Origin of the sequence: Micromonospora sp. NBC_01655, from assembly GCF_026339755.1 — a bacterium.
Lineage (GTDB): Bacteria > Actinomycetota > Actinomycetes > Mycobacteriales > Micromonosporaceae > Micromonospora.
This window is the reverse complement of the sequence record NZ_JAPEQF010000001.1, coordinates 6,146,469-6,164,065: the sequence shown is the minus strand read 5'-3', so window position 1 is coordinate 6,164,065 and position 17,597 is coordinate 6,146,469. Positions and strand designations below refer to the sequence as shown.

Below are 17,597 nucleotides of genomic sequence, written 5' to 3'. Positions count from 1 at the left end.
ACTCCGCCAGCCACCGCTGGGCGAGCGTACCCGCAGCTCGGGTGCGCGCCGGGTGCGGTGGCTGGGACGCCGTCGTCGGCATCTGACAGGATTTCGGCATGACGGAATACCTCCTCATCGCGCTCGCCCTGCTCGGCGTGCTGATCCTCGGCGGCCTCGGGCTGGTGGTGCCGCGGCTGCGCCGGCGCCCCGAACCGCCGCTGCCGCAGACGGAGGTGGACACCCGGGCCGAGGAGGACCTCGCCGGGCCGCCCGTCGAGGCCCCGGAGTCCGACCTCTCCACCGGGATCCTGGTCGAGCCGCCGCCCGTGGTGGAGGCGCCCGCGCCCACCGTCGAGGTGCCCGAGCCGACCGCCGGCCGGCTGGTCCGGCTGCGTTCCCGGCTGTCCCGCTCGCAGAACGCCTTCGGCAAGGGCCTGCTCGGCCTGCTCTCCCGCGACCACCTCGACGAGGACGCCTGGGAGGAGATCGAGGACAGCCTGATCACCGCCGACGTCGGCATCGACGCCACCCGGGACATCGTCGACCGGCTCCGGGAGCGGACCCGGGTGCTCGGCACCCGCTCCGCCACCGAGCTGCGCGCCCTGCTCGCCGCCGAGCTGGTCAACGCCCTCGACCCGAGCCTGGACCGGTCGCTGCGCACCGCCCCGAAGGACGGCGTCCCGGCCGTGCTGCTGGTCGTCGGGGTCAACGGCGCCGGCAAGACCACCACCTGCGGCAAGATCGCCCGGGTGCTGGTCGCCGACGGCCGCACCGTGCTGCTCGGCGCGGCCGACACCTTCCGCGCCGCCGCCGCCGACCAGCTCGAAACCTGGGGCGGCCGGGTCGGCGCGGAGACCGTCCGGGGCCCGGAGGCGGCCGACCCGGCCAGCGTGGCGTTCGACGCGGTCAAGCGCGGCATCGACACCGGCGTGGACACCGTGCTGGTCGACACCGCCGGCCGGTTGCAGAACAAGGTCGGCCTCATGGACGAGCTGGGCAAGGTCAAGCGGGTGGTCGAGAAGCACGGCCCGATCGACGAGACCCTGCTCGTCCTCGACGCCACCACCGGCCAGAACGGCCTGGAGCAGGCCCGGGTCTTCACCGAGGTGGTCAACGTGACCGGCGTGGTGCTGACCAAGCTCGACGGCACCGCCAAGGGCGGCATCGTGATCGCCGTGCAGCGCAAGCTCGGCATCCCGGTCAAGCTGGTCGGCCTCGGCGAGGGCAAGGACGACCTGGCCCCGTTCGACCCGGCGCAGTTCGTCGACGCGCTGCTCGGCACCGAGCCGCTCGCCCGGGACGCGTAACCTCGCAGTGACCAGTGACGATCGCGCCTACGCCGGATGGCGCGGGGACCGCCACCCGGCGCCGGGCCTCGGGAGACCGTACGTGACTTCGCAGGAGATCCCGCTGCACGGCGGGAACGTGAGCACCGTGGTCCGGGTGGGCGACACCGTCCGGCGCAACGCCGGGCCGTGGACCCCGTCCGTGCACGCCCTGCTGCGCCACCTGGAGTACGTCGGGTTCACCGGCGCCCCCCGGGCGCTCGGGATGGACGAGCGCAACCGCGAGGTGCTGTCGTACCTGGAGGGGGAGTGCGGGGAGTACCCGCTGGCCCCGCACTGGGTCACCGACGAGGCGCTGGTGACCGTCGCCACCATGCTGCGGATGTTCCACGACGCCCAGTACGGCTTCGCCCCGCCGCCCGGGGCGGTCTGGCGCTCGTTCGGCCCGCCGCCGCCGGACACCGAGGTGATCTGCCACCACGACGCCGCCCCGCACAACGTCATCTGGCGGCCGGACGGCACCCTCGGGCTGATCGACTTCGACCTCGCCTCGCCGGGCGCGCGGATCTACGACGTGGCGTACGCGGCGTGGACCTGGGTGCCGATCTTCTCCGACCGGGACTCGATCACCCTCGGCTGGAAGCGCCCGGACCGGCCGCGCCGGCTGCGCCTGTTCGCCGACGCGTACGGGCTGATCCCGCGCGACCGGCACCGGCTGATCCGGACCATCCGCAAGCGGATCGTCGACCACGTGGAGGGCATCCGCCGGATGGCCGCCGCCGGGGAGCCGGCGTTCGTCCGGATCGTGCACAAGGGCCACCTCCGCCGCCCGATGCGCGACCTACGCCTGCTCGACTACGAACGACACGCCCTGGAACACGCCCTCCGCTGACCCCGCCCCGCCCGCGCCGCGCGCGCACTTTCACGGAAAGAGTGGTCATTCCCGCCGGGATGGCCACTCTTTCCGTGAAAGAGGGCGGGGCTTTCCGTGAGAGAGCGGGTTGGCGGCGGTGAGGGTTTCTTCACACGTGCGAAACACAGCGTCACTGGTTGGAAATCGATCGGTGACGTTGGGGGAACAGGAGGCGGCCAAGCTTCCGCGCAACCGGCGTACGGGCGACGCTGCCCCGGAAGCCGCGAAGGAGGGAACCTCACCTTTAGGAGGCCAGCGTGCCTGAAGCACCGACGATCGACGGCGGCAACACCGTTTGGCTGCTGGTTTCGACCGCGCTCGTGCTGCTCATGACGCCCGGGCTCGCGCTGTTCTACGGCGGGCTCAACCGCGCCAAGGGCGTGCTCAACATGATGATGATGAGCTTCTCCGCCATCGGGCTCATCTCTGTTCTGTGGTGGTTCTACGGCTTCAGCGTCGCCTTCGGGACCGACGTGAACGGATTCTGGGGGGACCCGGGCGCGTACCTCGGCACCAGGACCTTCCTGGCCGAGACGGACCTGTGGGGTGCCACCGCGGAGAACCCCAGCGGCATCGGGGTTCCGCTCTACGTGTTCATGGCGTTCCAGATGGTCTTCGCGGTGATCACCGTCGCGCTGATCAGCGGCGCCATCTCCGACCGGGCCAAGTTCGCCGGCTGGCTGCTGTTCGCCTTCGGCTGGGCGACGCTGGTCTACTTCCCGGTCGCGCACTGGGTGTGGGGCGGCGGCATCGTCGGCGGTGACCTACACGCGCTGGACTTCGCCGGTGGCACCGCGGTGCACATCAACGCCGGGGCGGCGGCCCTGGCCGTGGCGCTGGTGCTCGGCAAGCGGCTCGGCTGGCCCCGCGAGGGCATGAAGCCGCACAACATCCCGCTGGTCGCGCTCGGCGCCGGCCTGCTCTGGTTCGGCTGGTTCGGGTTCAACGCCGGCTCGGAGTTGACCGTCGACTCGGTCGCCGGCCTCGCGTTCATCAACACCCAGCTCGCCACCGCCGCGGCGGTGCTCGGCTGGCTCGCGGTGGAGTGGATCAAGGACAGGAAGCCGACCCTGGTCGGCGCGTCCTCCGGCGCGGTCGCCGGCCTGGTCGCCATCACCCCGGCCTGCGGCTTCATCGCCCCCTGGGCGGCAGTCCTGCTCGGCATCGTCGCCGGTGCGGCATGCGCCTTCGCCGTCGGCCTGAAGTACAGACTCGGCTACGACGACTCCCTCGACGTGGTCGGCGTGCACTTCGTCGGCGGCTGGATCGGCTCGCTCTGGCTCGGCCTGTTCGCCACGAACTCCGTCAACAGCGCGATCACCGACGTGATCGGTGCCTCCGACGGCCTGTTCTACGGCGGCGGCCTGACCCAGTTCGGCCGGCAGGCCGTGGCCGGCCTGATCGTGACCGTCTGGTCGTTCGCGGTTGCCTGGGTGCTCGCCTTCGTGATCGAGAAGACCATCGGCTTCCGGCTCAGGCCCGAGGCCGAGGTCGAGGGCATCGACATCGCCGAGCACGCCGAGAGCGGCTACGACCTCTCGCCGGCCGGTGGCGGCAGCGGCGGCGCGTTCGCGCTCGCCTTGATCGGGACGCCGAGCGGTACCGCCGGCGCCAAGCCGGCCCCGGAGGAGCCCGCCGAGCCGGTCAGCGAGAAGGTCGCCGGTTAACGTTCCTGGGATGGAGGGGTTGGACATGAAGCTGGTGACCGCAGTCATCAAGCCGTACCAGCTGGACGCGGTGAAGGAGGCCCTGCACGCCCTCGGGGTGGCCGGGCTGACCGTCAGCGAGGTCCAGGGGTACGGCCGGCAGAAGGGGCACACCGAGGTCTACCGGGGTGCCGAGTACACGGTCGAGTTCCTGCCCAAGATCCGGGTGGAGGTGCTCACCGACGAGATCGACGTCGACAAGATCGTGGACGCCATCGTCGGGGCCGCCCGGACCGGCAAGATCGGCGACGGCAAGGTGTGGGTCACGGGCGTCGAGGAGGTCGTCCGGGTCCGCACGGGCGAACGCGGCCTGGACGCCCTCTAGTCCGGAACACGGGAGATGACCTCGTTGATCAAGAGGAATGCGTCGGGAAGTACCGGCGACGGTGACGCAAACCTCTTGATCAACGGGGTCGTCGGCGTTCCCGGGGGGATCGGGGAAGGGGCTCGGGGGGCGCGGGCGGAGGCGTTCGACCGGTGGTTGGGCGGCCTGTCGGCCTGGCCGGAGGGCGTCGCGCTGGTCGCCGTGGGTGGGCTCGGGCGGCGGCAGTGTGCGCCGTACGGGGATCTTGACCTGGTGCTGCTGCACGCCGGGGTGGGCGGGGTGGACGAGCTGGCTTCGAAGATCTGGTACCCGGTCTGGGACGCCGGCGTGCGGCTGGACCACTCGGTGCGCACCCTCGCCGAGGCGCTCTCGGTGGCCCGGGACGACGTCAAGGTCGCCCTCGGCCTGCTCGACGCCCGGTTCGTCGCCGGGGACCGGGAACTGGCCGACACGCTGGTCCGGACCGCCACCGACCACTGGCGGCGCACCGCCGTGCGCCAGCTCCCGAGCCTGCGCGAGATCACCACCGCCCGCTGGCAGGCCCACGGTGAGCTGGCCTTCCTGCTGGAGGGCGACCTCAAGGAGGCCGCCGGCGGGCTGCGCGACGTGGGCATCCTGCGGGCCATCGCCACCGCCGGCGTCACCGACGCGCTGCGCCCCGCCGTCCGGGCCGCCCACCTGCGCCTGCTGGACACCCGCGACGCCCTGCACGAGCAGGCCGGCCGCCGGGTCGACCGGCTGGTCGCCCAGGAACGCGACGGGGTCGCCGCCCAGCTCGGGCTGCGACAACCCGAGTCCGACGCCGCGTACGGGCCGGAGGTCGTCGTGCGCGACGGCGACGCGCTGCTGCGCCGGGTGGCCGGGGACGCCCGCACCGTCAGTCATGCCCTCGACGACGCCTGGCGGGCCGCCGACCGGCTGCGCTCCGGCCGCCGCCGGGGCGGCGACGTCCGGCCGGTGCGCCGTCCGGTCGCCCGGGACGTCGTCGAGCACGACGGGGAGCTGGTGCTGGCCCGCACCGCCATCGGGGCCCGCCCCGACCCGAGCCTGTCGCTGCGGATGGCCGCCGCGGCGGCCACCACCCGGTTGCCGATCGCCCGGGCCACCTGCGAGTGGCTGGCCGCGTACTGCCCGCCGCTGCCGTCGCCGTGGCCCGTCGAGGCGCGCGCCGCGCTGATCACCCTGCTCGGGGCCGGTCCCGGCCTGGTGCCCGCCTGGGAGACCTGCGACCGGTACGGGCTGATCGACGGCTGGCTGCCCGAGTGGACCCGGCTGCGCAGCCTGCCCCAGCACAACCCGGTGCACCGTTACACCCTCGACCGGCATCTCGTGCAGACCGCGTACGAGGCCGGCCGGCACACCCGCGAGGTGGACCGGCCGGACCTGCTGCTGCTCGGCGCGTTCCTGCACGACATCGGCAAGGGGCTGCCCGGCGAGGGTGTCGCCGGGCGGGCCGGCGGTGCCGCCGACCACAGCATCGTGGGCGCGCCGCTGGCCGAGGCCGTGGCGGCCCGGATCGGCCTGCCCGGGACGGAGGTGGCGCTGATCGGCACGCTGGTCCGGCTGCACCTGCTCCTGCCCGACGTGGCCACCCGCCGAGACCTGTCCGACCCGGTGACCATCGCCCGGGTCGCCGAGCAGGTCGGCGACCCGGCGACCCTGGACCTGCTGCACGCCCTGGTCCGCGCCGACGCGGCGGCCACCGGCCCGGCCGCCTGGTCGGACTGGAAGGGCCGGCTCGTCGCCGAGCTGGTCACCCGGGTCCGCACCGCGCTGGACACCGGCGTGCTGCCCGCCCCGCCCGCCCCGGACCCGGCGCTGGTCGCCGGGCCGCTGCCGGTCGTACACCTGACCGGGGACCGGGTGGCGGTGGCCGCGGCGGACCGACGCGGCCTGCTCGCGACGGTGGCCGGCTGCCTGGCCCTGCACCGGCTGGAGGTGCTCTCCGCGGACGCCTCCACGGTCGACGGCCGGGCCCTGGTCGAGTGCCGGGTGCAACCCCGCTACGGCCTGCCGCCCGACCCGATCGCGCTCGGCGGCGACCTGCGCCGGGCGGTCGCCGGGGACGTCTCGGTCACCCAGCGGCTGCGCGGCCGGGCCCTCGCGGCGCGGGGGTCGGGCGCGGCGCCCCGGGTGGTCTGGCACCGGGAGGCGGCCACCGACGCGGTGCTGCTGGAGCTGCGCGCCGCCGACGCGGCCGGGCTGCTGTACCGGGTGACCTGCGCCCTCGACGAGGCCGGCGCCCAGGTCCGCGCGGCCCGGATCTGCACCCTCGGCGGCGACGTGGTGGACGCCTTCTACCTGGTCGGCAGCTGGCCGCCGGACGACGAGCGGGCCCGCCTGGAGGCCGCCGTCCTGGCCGCCGTGTGAGCCGGGGACGACCGTCCCCGCCCTGGGGCCCGCCGCCGGCCGCCGTGATCCCGCTGCTCGACGACGGGGCCGGAGCGCGGGCGCGGGCGGCGGGGCCGGAGCGCGGGCGCGGGCGGCGGGCTACCCTAGCGATGGCCGGACACCTGCGCCCGGCCGCGTTGTGCCCGCCGGAACACTGACAAACGGGATGTTCGCGTGTTTGACACCTTGAGTGACCGCCTCTCCGGGATCTTCACCAAGCTCCGCGGCAAGGGTCGGCTCACCGACGCCGACATCGACGCCACCGCGCGCGAGATCCGCATGGCGCTGCTGGAGGCCGACGTCGCCCTGCCGGTGGTCAAGGGCTTCATCGCAAACGTCAAGGAGCGGGCCCGCAGCGCGGAGGTCTCCCAGGCGCTGAATCCGGCCCAGCAGATCGTCAAGATCGTCAACGAGGAGCTGATCAACGTCCTCGGCGGCGAGGGGCGGCGGCTCCAGTTCGCCAAGCAGCCGCCGACAGTGATCATGCTCGCCGGCCTCCAGGGCTCCGGCAAGACCACCCTGGCCGGCAAGCTGGCCCGCTGGCTCAAGGCCCAGGGTCACCAGCCGCTGCTGGTCGCCGCCGACCTCCAGCGTCCCAACGCCGTCGGGCAGCTCCAGGTGCTCGGTGGCCGCGCCGGGGTCGAGGTGTACGCCCCGGAGCCCGGCAACGGCACCGGTGACCCGGTGCAGGTCGCCCGCGCCTCGATCGAGCACGCGAAGCGGGCCGCCCGGGACATCGTCATCGTCGACACCGCCGGCCGGCTCGGCATCGACGCCGAGATGATGCAGCAGGCCGCCGACATCCGCGACGCGGTCAACCCGGACGAGGTCATCTTCGTCATCGACGCGATGGTCGGTCAGGACGCCGTGCGCACCGCCGAGGCGTTCCGCGACGGCGTCGGCATCACCGGCGTGGTGCTCTCCAAGCTCGACGGCGACGCCCGGGGCGGTGCCGCGCTCTCGGTCCGCGAGGTGACCGGGCAGCCGATCCTGTTCGCCTCCACCGGGGAGAAGCTGGAGGACTTCGACGTCTTCCACCCCGACCGGATGGCCAGCCGGATCCTCGGCATGGGCGACGTCCTCACTCTGATCGAGCAGGCCGAGCAGGCCTTCGACTCCGATCAGAAGGAGAAGATGACCGCCAAGCTGATGGGCGGCGAGCAGTTCACCCTGGAGGACTTCCTCGACCAGCTCATCGCGGTGCGCCGGATGGGCCCGATCGCCAACGTGCTGGCCATGATGCCCGGCATGGGGCAGATGAAGGACCAGCTCGCCGATCTGGACGACAAGCACTTCGACCGGGTCACGGCGATCATCCGGTCGATGACCCCGGCCGAGCGCACCAATCCGAAGATCATCAACGGCTCCCGCCGGGCCCGGATCGCGGGCGGCTCGGGCGTCACGGTGATGGACGTCAACCAGCTGCTCAACCGCTTCGCCGACGCGCAGAAGATGATGAAGCAGATGGGCGGCATGATGGGCCTGCCCGGCGGTGGCCGGCGCAAGGCGACCAAGTCGCCGAAGAACAAGCGCAAGGGCACCAAGGGCGGCAACCGGCCGCGCACCGGGGCGGGCGCCGGGCTGCCGGGCGGTTTCCCGGGCGGGATGCCGCAGCTCCCGCCGGGCCTGGACCCGAACGACCTGGCCGGTGGCCAGGGCCTGCCGCCCGGCTTCAAGCACCCGAAGATCGACTTCAACAAGCTCGGCAAGGGCGGCGACAACCGCCCCCGTTGACCGGGTCGGCGACGGCGGGCGACGGGAGGTCCCCCGCGCGGACCCGGCAGTGATCCGGTAGGACTGTGCACATGGCTCTGCATGTGCGCGGTGTGCTCCTGCCGGACGACGAGGTCCGGGATCTCTGGCTGGTCGGCGACCGGGTCACCTTCGACCCGGTGCCCGGGGCGGAGACGGTGGTCGACGGCGGCTTCATCCTGCCCGGGCTGACCGACGCCCACTGCCACCTCGGCATCGCCCGGGGCGGCGCCCCGATCACCTCCCTCGACCAGGCCCGCGAGCTGGCCCGCACCGACCGGGACGCCGGGGTCCTCGCCATCCGGGACGCCGGCTCGCCGTACCCGTACCCCGAACTGGACGACGACCCGGAGCTGCCGCGACTGGCCCGCGCCGGCCGGCACGTCGCCCCGCCGAAGCGCTACCTGCGCGACATCGGCGTCGAGGTCGACGCGGCGGAGGTGGCCGCCACCGTCGCCGCCCAGGCCGCCGCCGGCAACGGCTGGGTCAAGCTGGTCGGCGACTGGATCGACCGGGGGGTCGGCGACCTCGCGCCCGCCTGGGACGCCGACACGATGGCCGCCGCCGTCGCCGCCGCGCACGCCGCCGGGGCGCGCGCGGCGGTGCACACCTTCTCCGAGTCCGCCGTCGAGACCATGGTGCGGGCCGGGGTGGACTCGGTGGAGCACGGCACCGGGCTCAGCCTCGACCTGATCGACCTGATGGCCCGGCAGGGCACCGCCCTCGTCCCCACGATGATCAACATTCGGACGTTCGGCGGGATCGCCGAGCAGGCCCGCCCGAAGTTCCCCGGGTACGCCGACCACATGCTCGCCCTGCGGGACCGGTTCCCCGACGTGGTCCGGTCCGCGTACGAGGCGGGGGTGCCCATCTACGTCGGCACCGACGCGGGCGGCGGCATCGACCACGGGCTGGCCGCCGAGGAGATGCTGCTGCTGCACGAGCAGGCCGGCATGTCGGCGGTGGACGTCCTCGCCGCCGCCTCCTGGAAGGCCCGGGAGTGGCTGGGTTTCCCGGGCCTGGTCGAGGGCGGCCTCGCCGACCTGACGGTCTACCCGGAGGACCCCCGCCGGAACCTCTCGGTCGTCCGCACCCCCACCCGCATCATCCTCCGCGGCCACCCCCTCCCCTGACCCCCACCCACCCCGGTTCGCCCCGCTGATCAAGAAGTTGCGTCGGAGTTCCGGCGGCGGGGGACCGGTGCACCCGGGGCGACGGGCGAACGGCGCACCGCGCCCGATGACGGCGTCCCGGCGGGGGCCGCATAGGATGTGCGGTCATGGCACGCGTGCTCACTCCCCGTGCGGAGGACTTTCCCCGCTGGTACCAGGACCTGATCGCCAAGGCGAAGCTGGCCGACAACGGCCCGGTCCGGGGGACCATGGTCATCCGACCGGCCGGCTACGCCATCTGGGAGCGGATTCAGGCCGAGATGGACGCCCGGATCAAGGCGGCCGGCGCGGAGAACGCGTACTTCCCGCTGTTCATCCCCGAGAGCTACCTCAAGCGCGAGGCCGAGCACGTCGAGGGCTTCTCGCCGGAGCTGGCGGTGGTCACCCACGGCGGCGGCAAGCAGCTCGCCGAGCCGGTGGTGGTGCGCCCCACCAGCGAGACGGTGATCGGCGAGTTCATGGCCAAGTGGATCGACTCGTACCGGGACCTGCCGCTGCTGCTCAACCAGTGGGCGAACGTGGTCCGCTGGGAGCTGCGCCCCCGGATCTTCCTGCGCACCAGCGAGTTCCTCTGGCAGGAGGGGCACACCGCCCACGCCACGCGGGAAGACGCCCGCGCCTACGCCCGCCGGATCCTGCACGAGGCGTACGAGGACCTGATGGTCAACGTGCTCGGCATCCCCGTCGTGGTGGGCCTGAAGACCGCCCGCGAGCGGTTCGCCGGGGCCACCGCCACGTACACGTGCGAGGGCATGATGGGCGACGGCAAGGCCCTCCAGCTCGGCACCAGCCACGAGCTGGGGCAGAACTTCGCCAAGGCGTTCGACATCAGCTACTCCTCGGCCGAGGGCGGCCGGGAGCACGCCTGGACGACCTCCTGGGGCACCTCGACCCGGATGCTGGGCGGCCTGATCATGGCCCACGGCGACGACAACGGACTGCGGGTGCCGCCGAGGCTGGCGCCGATCCAGGCGTACGTGATGGTGGTCAAGGACGGCGAGGGCCCTGGCGGCCCTGCCGAGGCGGCGAGAAAGCTCCGCGACGCGCTGCGCGACGCCGGGGTCCGGGTCGCGCTCGACGACCGCACCGACACCCCGTTCGGCCGCCGGGCCGTCGACGCCGAGCTGCGCGGCTATCCGGTACGCGTCGAGGTCGGCCCCCGCGACCTGGCCGCCGGCAACGCGGTCGTGGTCCGGCGTACGGACGGCTCGAAGTCGCCGACCCCGGTGGCCGACGTGGTCGGCGCGGTGCTGGCCGCCCTGGAGGCCGACCAGCGGGTGCTGCACGACCAGGCCCTCGCGCACCGCGAGTCCCGCACCGTCGAGGTCGCCACGCTCGCCGAGGCGATCGGGGCGGCGGCCACCGGCTGGGCCCGGGTGCCGTGGTCGGCGGTCGGCGTGGCCGGCGAGGCCGAGGCGAACGGCCAGGGCGTCACCGTGCGCTGCCTGCTGCGCGCCGACGGCTCGGTCCCCGACTCCGAGGACGAGTCCGACCTGGTCGCCATCCTGGCCCGCGCCTACTGACCCACCGCCTGCGCGGGGCGGCCGGCACCCCCGGCCGCCCCGCCACGCGTTCCCGGTCACCGGAGCCGGGCCCGTCGGCGCGTCACCGCCCGGCGGCACGTCCGTTCGACAGGACGCCGACGCCGCTGCCGAGCACGCCGCTGCCGAGCACCGCCCCGGCCGCCGACGGCAGGACGAGACCGTAAGACGACGGCGCGAGCGGCACCCATCGTGACGGATCGGTCGCTATCATCGGGCACGCGGGTGGCGGTCGACGGTGGACGGTCACCCGTGACGCAGGCCCGGTCGCCGGCCGCTCGACGAGGCGGGTGACGCACCGCCTCGGCTGGCGAGGCATCGCTGGTGATGGAGTTGCCGATGAGCGGTAGCGGCGGGCCGGGTGGCCTGCGCCTGTGGGTTCCCCTCGCGACGCTCACCGGAGCGCTCTCGGGGCTGGCCGCCGCCGCGTTCGCCGAGCTGCTGCACCTAGGCAACGAGCTGCTGCTGCGCGGGATCGCCGGGCACCGGGTGCCCGGCCTGGTCGGCGAGGACGGCCCGGCCGAGGCGAGCGGCTTCCCGTACCCGGTGGTCGTCCCGCTGCTCGTCGCGGCCGGCGCGTTCGTCGCCACCGCCCTGGTGCTCCGGGTCGCGCCGGAGGCCAGCGGGCACGGCACGGACGCGGCGATCCACGCCGCGCACCACGACCCGACCGGGATGCGGGCCCGGGTGCCGGCGGTCAAGATGTTCGCCTCCGCGGTGCTGATCGGCTCCGGTGGGTCGGGCGGCAGCGAGGGGCCCACCGCGCAGATCACCGCCGCCCTGGCCTCGGTGGTGGCCCGGCGGTTCAAGCTGAGCTACCAGCAGGCCCGCACGACGGTGGCGATGGGCCTCGCCGCCGGGGTCGGGGCGATCTTCCGGTCACCGCTGGGCGGCGCGCTGCTCGGGGCCGAGCTGCTCTACCGGGCGGACGTCGCGCCCGGCGTGGTGGTGCCGGCCCTGCTCGCCTCGGCGGTGTCCTTCCTGGTCTTCGGGCTGTTCCACGGCTTCGAGCCGATCTTCGGCACGGTCGCCGGGACCGGCTGGGACCATCCCGCGCAGTGGCTGGTGGTGCCGCTGCTCGGCCTGCTCGCCGGGCTGCTCGGCCGGCTGTACGCGTGGACGTTCTACTCGACGGCCGGCTTCTTCGCCTCGGCGCGGCTGCGCCGGCTGCCCCGGGTGCTGCGTCCCACCCTCGCGGGGCTGGTGGTCGGGACGATCGGGCTGGCCGTGCCGGGCGTCCTCGGCACCGGGTACGGCACGGCGCAGCGCGCCTTCGACGCCGACGCGATGCTCGCCACGTCGGTGTGGGTGCTGCTGGCCATCCCGCTCGTCAAGATCGTGTCCACCTCGCTGTCGGTCGGCTCCGGCGGCTCCGGGGGGATCTTCGGCCCCGGGCTGGTGATCGGCGCGACCGCCGGGGCGGCGGTGTGGCGCCTGCTGGAGCCGCTCGGGCTGGCCCCCGGCTCCCCGGCCCCGTACGTGATCATCGGCATGGCGGCCTGCCTCGGCTCGATCGCCCACGCGCCGCTCGCGCTGGTCGTGATGGCCGCCGAGACGACCGGGAACCTGAGCCTGCTCTTCCCGAGCATGCTGGCCACCGGGATCGCCTGCCTGGTGGTCGGCGACCGGACGCTGTACCGCAGCCAGCTCCGCGACCGTTCGGCGGACCCCGACCCGGCGGCCGACCCGGGCAGCGCGCACAGTGGGCCGGCGGTCGTCGGCCCGCGCGTCCCGGCCTCGGGGCCGCCGGCCGTCCAGGCGGGCCGGCGGGCGGCGCGGCCCGGCGTCGGCCGGCCCCGCCAGGCGGGCGGTCGGCCCCGAGGCCGGGACGCTGGGGCGACCGGGGTGCCGCGGCGGTGGACCGCCCGGCTGTACCCGCCGCCCGAGCCCGTCGACCGTCCGAGCCCGTCGGCCGGGCGGGCGGGCTGAGCGCGCGGGGCGCGGCTCAGGCCGGCGGGGGCTCCACGTCGCAGTCCAGCCGGCTACGGGCCGCCGCGGCCTCGGCCTCCGGGTGGTCCGCGCCGAGGGTGCGCTCGTAGCTCGTCATGGTGTCCCGTAGCAGGTCGCGGGCGCCCTCGTGGTCCTCGTCGGCGCGCCGGTCCTCGCTGAGGTTCGACGCGCAGGCCAGGGTGTAGGGGTGCGCCTCGCCCCGGACCGCGCGCAGCCGCTCCAGCAGCTCCTCGCCGAGCCGCCGCGCCGCCCGGACCTCGCCGAGCGCCCGCAGGTCGCTGGCGAGGTTGGTGCCGCAGGCCAGGGTGTACGGGTGGTCCGGGGCGAGCGCCGCCGACAGCCCGGCCCGGGTGCGCTCGTTGAGCCGGCGCGCCTCCTCCGGCGCGCCGGTCAGCCGCAGGCAGATCGCGAGGTTCAGGGCGGCGCACAGCGCGTACGGGTGCTCCTCGCCGGCCGTGCGGCGCAGCCGCTCCAGCGCGTCCTCGGCGCGGGCCCGGGCCCCGGGCGTCTCACCGAGGCACCGCAGGTCGTTGGCCAGGTTGACGGCGGCGGCCAGCGTCTCGGCGTAGTCCGGCCCGAACCGGTGCCGGTGCTGGGCCAGGCAGCCGCTGGCCAACTGGTACGCGTCGAGGTACCGCCCGGCCTTGCGGCGGGTGACCGCGAGGTTCTTCATCGCCCGCAGCGAGTCCGGGTGGTCCGGGCCGAAGAGCACCCCGTAGCGCCGGTGGACCTCCTCCTGGAGTTCCCACGCCCGGGCGTACTCCCCGCACTCGCGCAGGTCCCGGGCGACGTTGTTGGCGGAGAACAGCGTCGACCGGTTCTCCTCGCCGCCGAACCGGATCCGGTACCGGCGCAGCGTGTCCTCGTCGAGGGCGAGCGCGGCGCGGAACTCGCCCATCATCCGCCGGGACACCGCGAAGTTGTGCGCGGTGAGCAGCGTGCGGGGGTGGTCGGGGCCCAGCGCCAGCAGCCCACGCTCGTGGGCCTGGCGGTCCAGTTCGTACGCCGCCTTCCAGTCGCCGAGCCGGCGCAGGCCCGCCGCCAGGCCGTTCGCCGCGCCGAGCGTCTCCGGATGCCCCTCGCCCAGGTCGGCGCGGGCCCGGGCCAGGTTCGCCTCGTCCAGCGACCGGGCCCGCTCGTACTCGCCCCGGCTGCGCAGCGCGTTGGCCAGCGTGACGCTCAGCGCCACCACGTCCGGGTGGCTCCGGGCGATCACCTCCACCCAGGCCGCCCGGGCCCGGGTGCCCAGCCGCTGGCACGCGGTGTACTCGCCCCGGGCGAAGAGGTACCGGCACAGGTTGATCACGAGGCCGCGGACCGCCGGGTCGTCCGCGGCGACGGCCACGTCGGCGGCCTCCGCGTGCACCAGCAGGTCGGCGTAGCGGGGACGGTAGGCGATCTGGTCCGGATCGCCCGGGTCGGCGGCGGCGAGCAGCCGCCGGGCGGTGCCGGCGTACGTGCGACGCTCGGCGTCGGTGAGCTGCTCCCGGAGGAACTGCTGGAAGACCCGGTGCAGTTGGACGGTCTCCCGGCCGTCGCGCTCGCCGATCCGGGCCAGCCCGTACGCGCCGATCTCGTGGAACATGCTCGCCCGGGACATGGTGTCCCCGATCTCCTCGCCGAGCGGGGCGGGCAGCTCGACCGCCGGCCGGCTGCCGTCGGGCGGGCCGAGCAGCAGGGACATCGGCACCGGCTCCGGCCCCAGGAACGCGCACAGCCGCAGGAGTTGGGCGGCGGACAGCCGGCGCTCCCGGAGCCGGTTCATCGGCAGCACCCAGGCCATCACCACCTGGCGCTCGTACGACGAGACCTGGGCCTGGTTGAGCAGCGCGGTCATCCGCTGCTCGCTCTCGACCAGGTAGTCCCGCACGGGCAGGTGCGAGGTCGACAGGTACCCGGCGCTGGCGTCGAGGGCGAGCGGCAGATCGCCGAACCGGTCGGCCAGCTCGAAGGCGTCGTGCTCGGTCAGCCGGGGCGCCCGCCGGCGCAGGAAGTCGACGCTCTCCACCCGTCGGTAGACGTCCAGCTCCAGCACGTCGGCGCGGGACCGCCAGTCCTCGTCCCGCGAGGTCACCAGCACGTGGCACCGCCCCCGCGGCGCCCGGCCGCTGGGCAGCAGCCGGGCCAGTTCGTGCGGGGCGGGCGCGTTGTCGAAGACCAGCAGCCAGTCGCGGACCGGCTCGCCCCGGCGCAGCGCCTCCAGCACCGCGTCGGCGGTCACCCCGAGGTCGTCGCTGATCCGCAGGCCGATCGAGGCGGCCAGCCCGGCCAGGTCGGCCCGGACCGTGGAGAGTTGCTCGCTGCGCACATACCAGACCAGGTCGTAGCAGGCCGCGAAGCGGTACGTGTACTCGACCGCGAGCTGGGTCTTGCCGATCCCGGCCGGGCCCAGCACCGCGGTCGGCACCACCGCCGTCACGTCCCCGGCGAGCCGGTCCCGCAGTTCCCGCAGCGCCTCCTCGCGGCCCGTGAAGTGCTGGTTGCGGGGCGGGAAGGGCTGGCGCCAGTACCGGGGCTGGTGCAGCGGCCAGGGCACGGCGGACGACCGGCGGGAGGTCGGTGCGGCCAGCCCGAACAGGGCGAGGACCTCGGCGCGGGCGTCGGCCTCGTCCAGCGCGCCGAGCACCGGGCACTCGCCGGCGGAGAGGAACGTCGGCCGGCGCAGCCCGACCGCCACCGGGCGCAGCACGTCCCCCCGTTCGGCCCGCAGGGCGGCCACCGCCTCCGCCCACTCGGCGACCGAACGTGTCCCGGCGCGCAGCAGCGCGTCACTCAGCACCAGCAGCAGCCCGGCGGCGTCGCCGGCCGCGTCCCGCAGCAGCGCGCCGAGGTCGTCGGCGGGCCGGGGTTCGAGCTGCTTCGGTTCGGTGCCGGCCCCGCCCTGTTCGAGCTGCTCGCCGAGCCACTCCGCCCACAGCTGGTCGGCGCCGGCGTGGGCCAGGACGATCCGCGGCCGGCCGTCGGCGGCGCTGCGCTGAGCACTCATCGAGCCTCCCTGGTCCCGGCCGCCGGACTCCCGGGGCCCGGGTGGCGCGGCCCGGCCGAGCTACGAGGATAGCCTTCCGCGCCGCCCACATCACCCTCCGTCCGTACTCTCCGGATGTCCTATCGGGATGCCGACACGGCCGGCGGGTCAGGCCGCGGCCGGGCCCGGCACCGTCCGCTCCGTCGCCGGGTCCGGGGGCCCGGCCGGCGGCGGTCCGGGCGCCCCGGCGACCCGCCGGGCCAGGTGACCGATCAGGCGGTACAGGTCCGCGCAGTACACCGACGGGTTGTCGAAGCCGCGCCCGGCGCGGAACCGGTGCGGGTACAGGCCGCCGCCGCAGACCTGGTGCGCCGGGCAGGCCCGGCACGCCCCCGGCAACCCGGCCACGCCGCGCTGGCCGGCCCGCACGGCGGGATGGGCCAGCGCCGCGTCGAACCGGTCGGAGTGCACGGTCAGCCCGGTCGCCGCGGCCCCCGGGTAGGCCGCCTTCAGCGTGTCCACCAGCTCGATCTCGCCGTCGGTCTCCACCACCACGAACGCGGCCGGGGACAGCCCGACGGACTCGACGCGGCTCGCCCCGCCGAGCAGCAGCACCAGAATCTCCTCCAGTATCCGCACGCCGGTCTCCCGGCGCGGCGCCGCGTACCAGCGCTCGAAGACCGCGATCAGCCAGTCCGCGTACGGGGTCGAGGCCGGGTCGGCCGACCGGCCCGGTGGCGGGTCGGTCCAGGTGCCGTGCGGCAGCAGGAAGTCGACCACCGGCGGGTCGAACTCCAGCAGCGCCTCGTAGGCGCGGACCGGGTCGGTGCGCAGGTCCACGGTGGCCAGCAGGCCGGCGAAGAGCGACCGGTAGCGCGGCCCGGACAGCAGGTCCAGGGCGCGGACGGTGGCCGGGTAGCTGCTGGCGCCGTCGGGGCGGCGGCGGTGCCGGTCGGTCGCGGCCCGGTCGCCGTCGAGGCTCACCCCGACCCGCACGTCGTGCCGCCGGAACACCTCCAGCATGTCCTGGTCGAGCAGGGTCCCGTTGGTCTGCACCACGAAGGACAGCACGGTCCCCGCCCCGGCGAGCCGGCGCAGCTCCGTCACCACGTGTTCCAGCCGGCGGGCCCCGGCGAGCAGCGGCTCGCCGCCGTGCAGGACGACGCTGGCCTCGGTGACCCCGTGGTCGCGCAGGTGCTCGGCGATCCGCTCCCCGGTCCGCCGCACCACCTCGGCGCTCATCACCCGGGGCCGGCGGGCCCAGCTCTGGTCGGCCATCTCGTAGACGTAGCAGTAGTCGCAGGCCAGGTTGCACCGGCTGTGCACCTTCAGCACGAACTCCTGGAACGGCACCGGCGCCGGCCCGGCGTCCGTCACGGGCCCGCCTCGTCCGCGCCGGGCCCGGCCGGGGCGTCCCGGCCCAGGTACGGCGCGGTGGGCACGCCGCCGTTCTGGTTGTTGAACCGGGCCACGATCCGCCCCCCGGCGCCCGCCTCGGCCCGCACCCGCCGGATCACGTGTCGGAGCACGTCGGTGCCGTTCTCCGCCAGCTCGTCGAGCAGTTGGTCCGGCAGGATCGTCGGTGCGGACCCGAACTCGGCTTCCCTCATGCGC

At 74.8% G+C, this 17,597-nt stretch carries 13 protein-coding genes; 9 read left to right on the top strand and 4 right to left on the bottom strand.

Annotated elements, in window-relative coordinates:
* The first annotated feature begins 98 nt into the window (after positions 1–98).
* The 8 genes from ftsY to proS all read left to right on the top strand — a co-directional run bounded on the left by ftsY (position 99) and on the right by proS (position 11,050).
* Positions 99–1,289 (top strand): signal recognition particle-docking protein FtsY, encoded by a 1,191-nt coding sequence (gene ftsY / locus OOK41_RS27105; RefSeq protein WP_117666319.1) that lies wholly within the window; start codon positions 99–101, stop codon positions 1,287–1,289.
* 7 nt (positions 1,290–1,296) lie between these two features.
* Complete coding sequence (locus OOK41_RS27100; protein WP_266267169.1) at positions 1,297–2,160, top strand: aminoglycoside phosphotransferase family protein; 864 nt, start codon at positions 1,297–1,299, stop codon at positions 2,158–2,160.
* Positions 2,161–2,438: 278 nt separating this feature from the next.
* Positions 2,439–3,848 (top strand): ammonium transporter, encoded by a 1,410-nt coding sequence (locus tag OOK41_RS27095; protein ID WP_266267168.1) that lies wholly within the window; start codon positions 2,439–2,441, stop codon positions 3,846–3,848.
* A gap of 25 nt (positions 3,849–3,873) precedes the next feature.
* On the top strand, positions 3,874–4,212 hold the full coding sequence (locus tag OOK41_RS27090; RefSeq protein WP_174537509.1) for a P-II family nitrogen regulator: 339 nt from the start codon (positions 3,874–3,876) through the stop codon (positions 4,210–4,212).
* A gap of 15 nt (positions 4,213–4,227) precedes the next feature.
* Positions 4,228–6,582, top strand: a complete 2,355-nt coding sequence (locus OOK41_RS27085) for a [protein-PII] uridylyltransferase (RefSeq protein WP_266267167.1) — start codon at positions 4,228–4,230, stop codon at positions 6,580–6,582.
* Positions 6,583–6,777: 195 nt separating this feature from the next.
* Positions 6,778–8,337, top strand: a complete 1,560-nt coding sequence (ffh, locus tag OOK41_RS27080) for a signal recognition particle protein (protein WP_266267166.1) — start codon at positions 6,778–6,780, stop codon at positions 8,335–8,337.
* 71 nt (positions 8,338–8,408) lie between these two features.
* Entirely contained in the window at positions 8,409–9,488 is a 1,080-nt protein-coding gene (locus tag OOK41_RS27075) for an amidohydrolase family protein (RefSeq protein ID WP_266267165.1), read from the top strand.
* 146 nt (positions 9,489–9,634) lie between these two features.
* Positions 9,635–11,050 carry a proline--tRNA ligase gene (gene proS, locus OOK41_RS27070; protein ID WP_266267164.1) on the top strand — a complete coding sequence of 472 codons (1,416 nt, stop codon included), beginning with the start codon at positions 9,635–9,637 and terminating at the stop codon, positions 11,048–11,050.
* Positions 11,051–11,132: 82 nt separating this feature from the next.
* Here the strand turns inward: proS and OOK41_RS27065 are convergent, their stop codons facing one another.
* Positions 11,133–11,282 carry a hypothetical protein gene (locus tag OOK41_RS27065; protein ID WP_266267163.1) on the bottom strand — a complete coding sequence of 50 codons (150 nt, stop codon included), beginning with the start codon at positions 11,280–11,282 and terminating at the stop codon, positions 11,133–11,135.
* Between the two features lie 125 nt (positions 11,283–11,407).
* Between OOK41_RS27065 and OOK41_RS27060 the strand changes: the two genes are divergently transcribed.
* Positions 11,408–12,997: a chloride channel protein gene (locus OOK41_RS27060; RefSeq protein ID WP_266267162.1), complete on the top strand. Its 1,590-nt coding sequence runs from the start codon at positions 11,408–11,410 to the stop codon at positions 12,995–12,997.
* A 16-nt stretch (positions 12,998–13,013) separates the two neighbouring features.
* Here the strand turns inward: OOK41_RS27060 and fxsT are convergent, their stop codons facing one another.
* The 3 genes from fxsT to OOK41_RS27045 all read right to left on the bottom strand — a co-directional run bounded on the left by fxsT (position 13,014) and on the right by OOK41_RS27045 (position 17,593).
* On the bottom strand, positions 13,014–16,004 hold the full coding sequence (fxsT, locus tag OOK41_RS27055; RefSeq protein WP_266267161.1) for an FxSxx-COOH system tetratricopeptide repeat protein: 2,991 nt from the start codon (positions 16,002–16,004) through the stop codon (positions 13,014–13,016).
* Positions 16,005–16,151: 147 nt separating this feature from the next.
* Positions 16,152–17,360 carry an FxsB family cyclophane-forming radical SAM/SPASM peptide maturase gene (locus OOK41_RS27050; protein WP_266267160.1) on the bottom strand — a complete coding sequence of 403 codons (1,209 nt, stop codon included), beginning with the start codon at positions 17,358–17,360 and terminating at the stop codon, positions 16,152–16,154.
* Positions 17,357–17,593: a hypothetical protein gene (locus tag OOK41_RS27045; protein WP_128763522.1), complete on the bottom strand. Its 237-nt coding sequence runs from the start codon at positions 17,591–17,593 to the stop codon at positions 17,357–17,359. Before OOK41_RS27045 ends, OOK41_RS27050 begins: the two co-directional genes overlap by 4 nt.
* Positions 17,594–17,597: the final 4 nt, after the last annotated feature.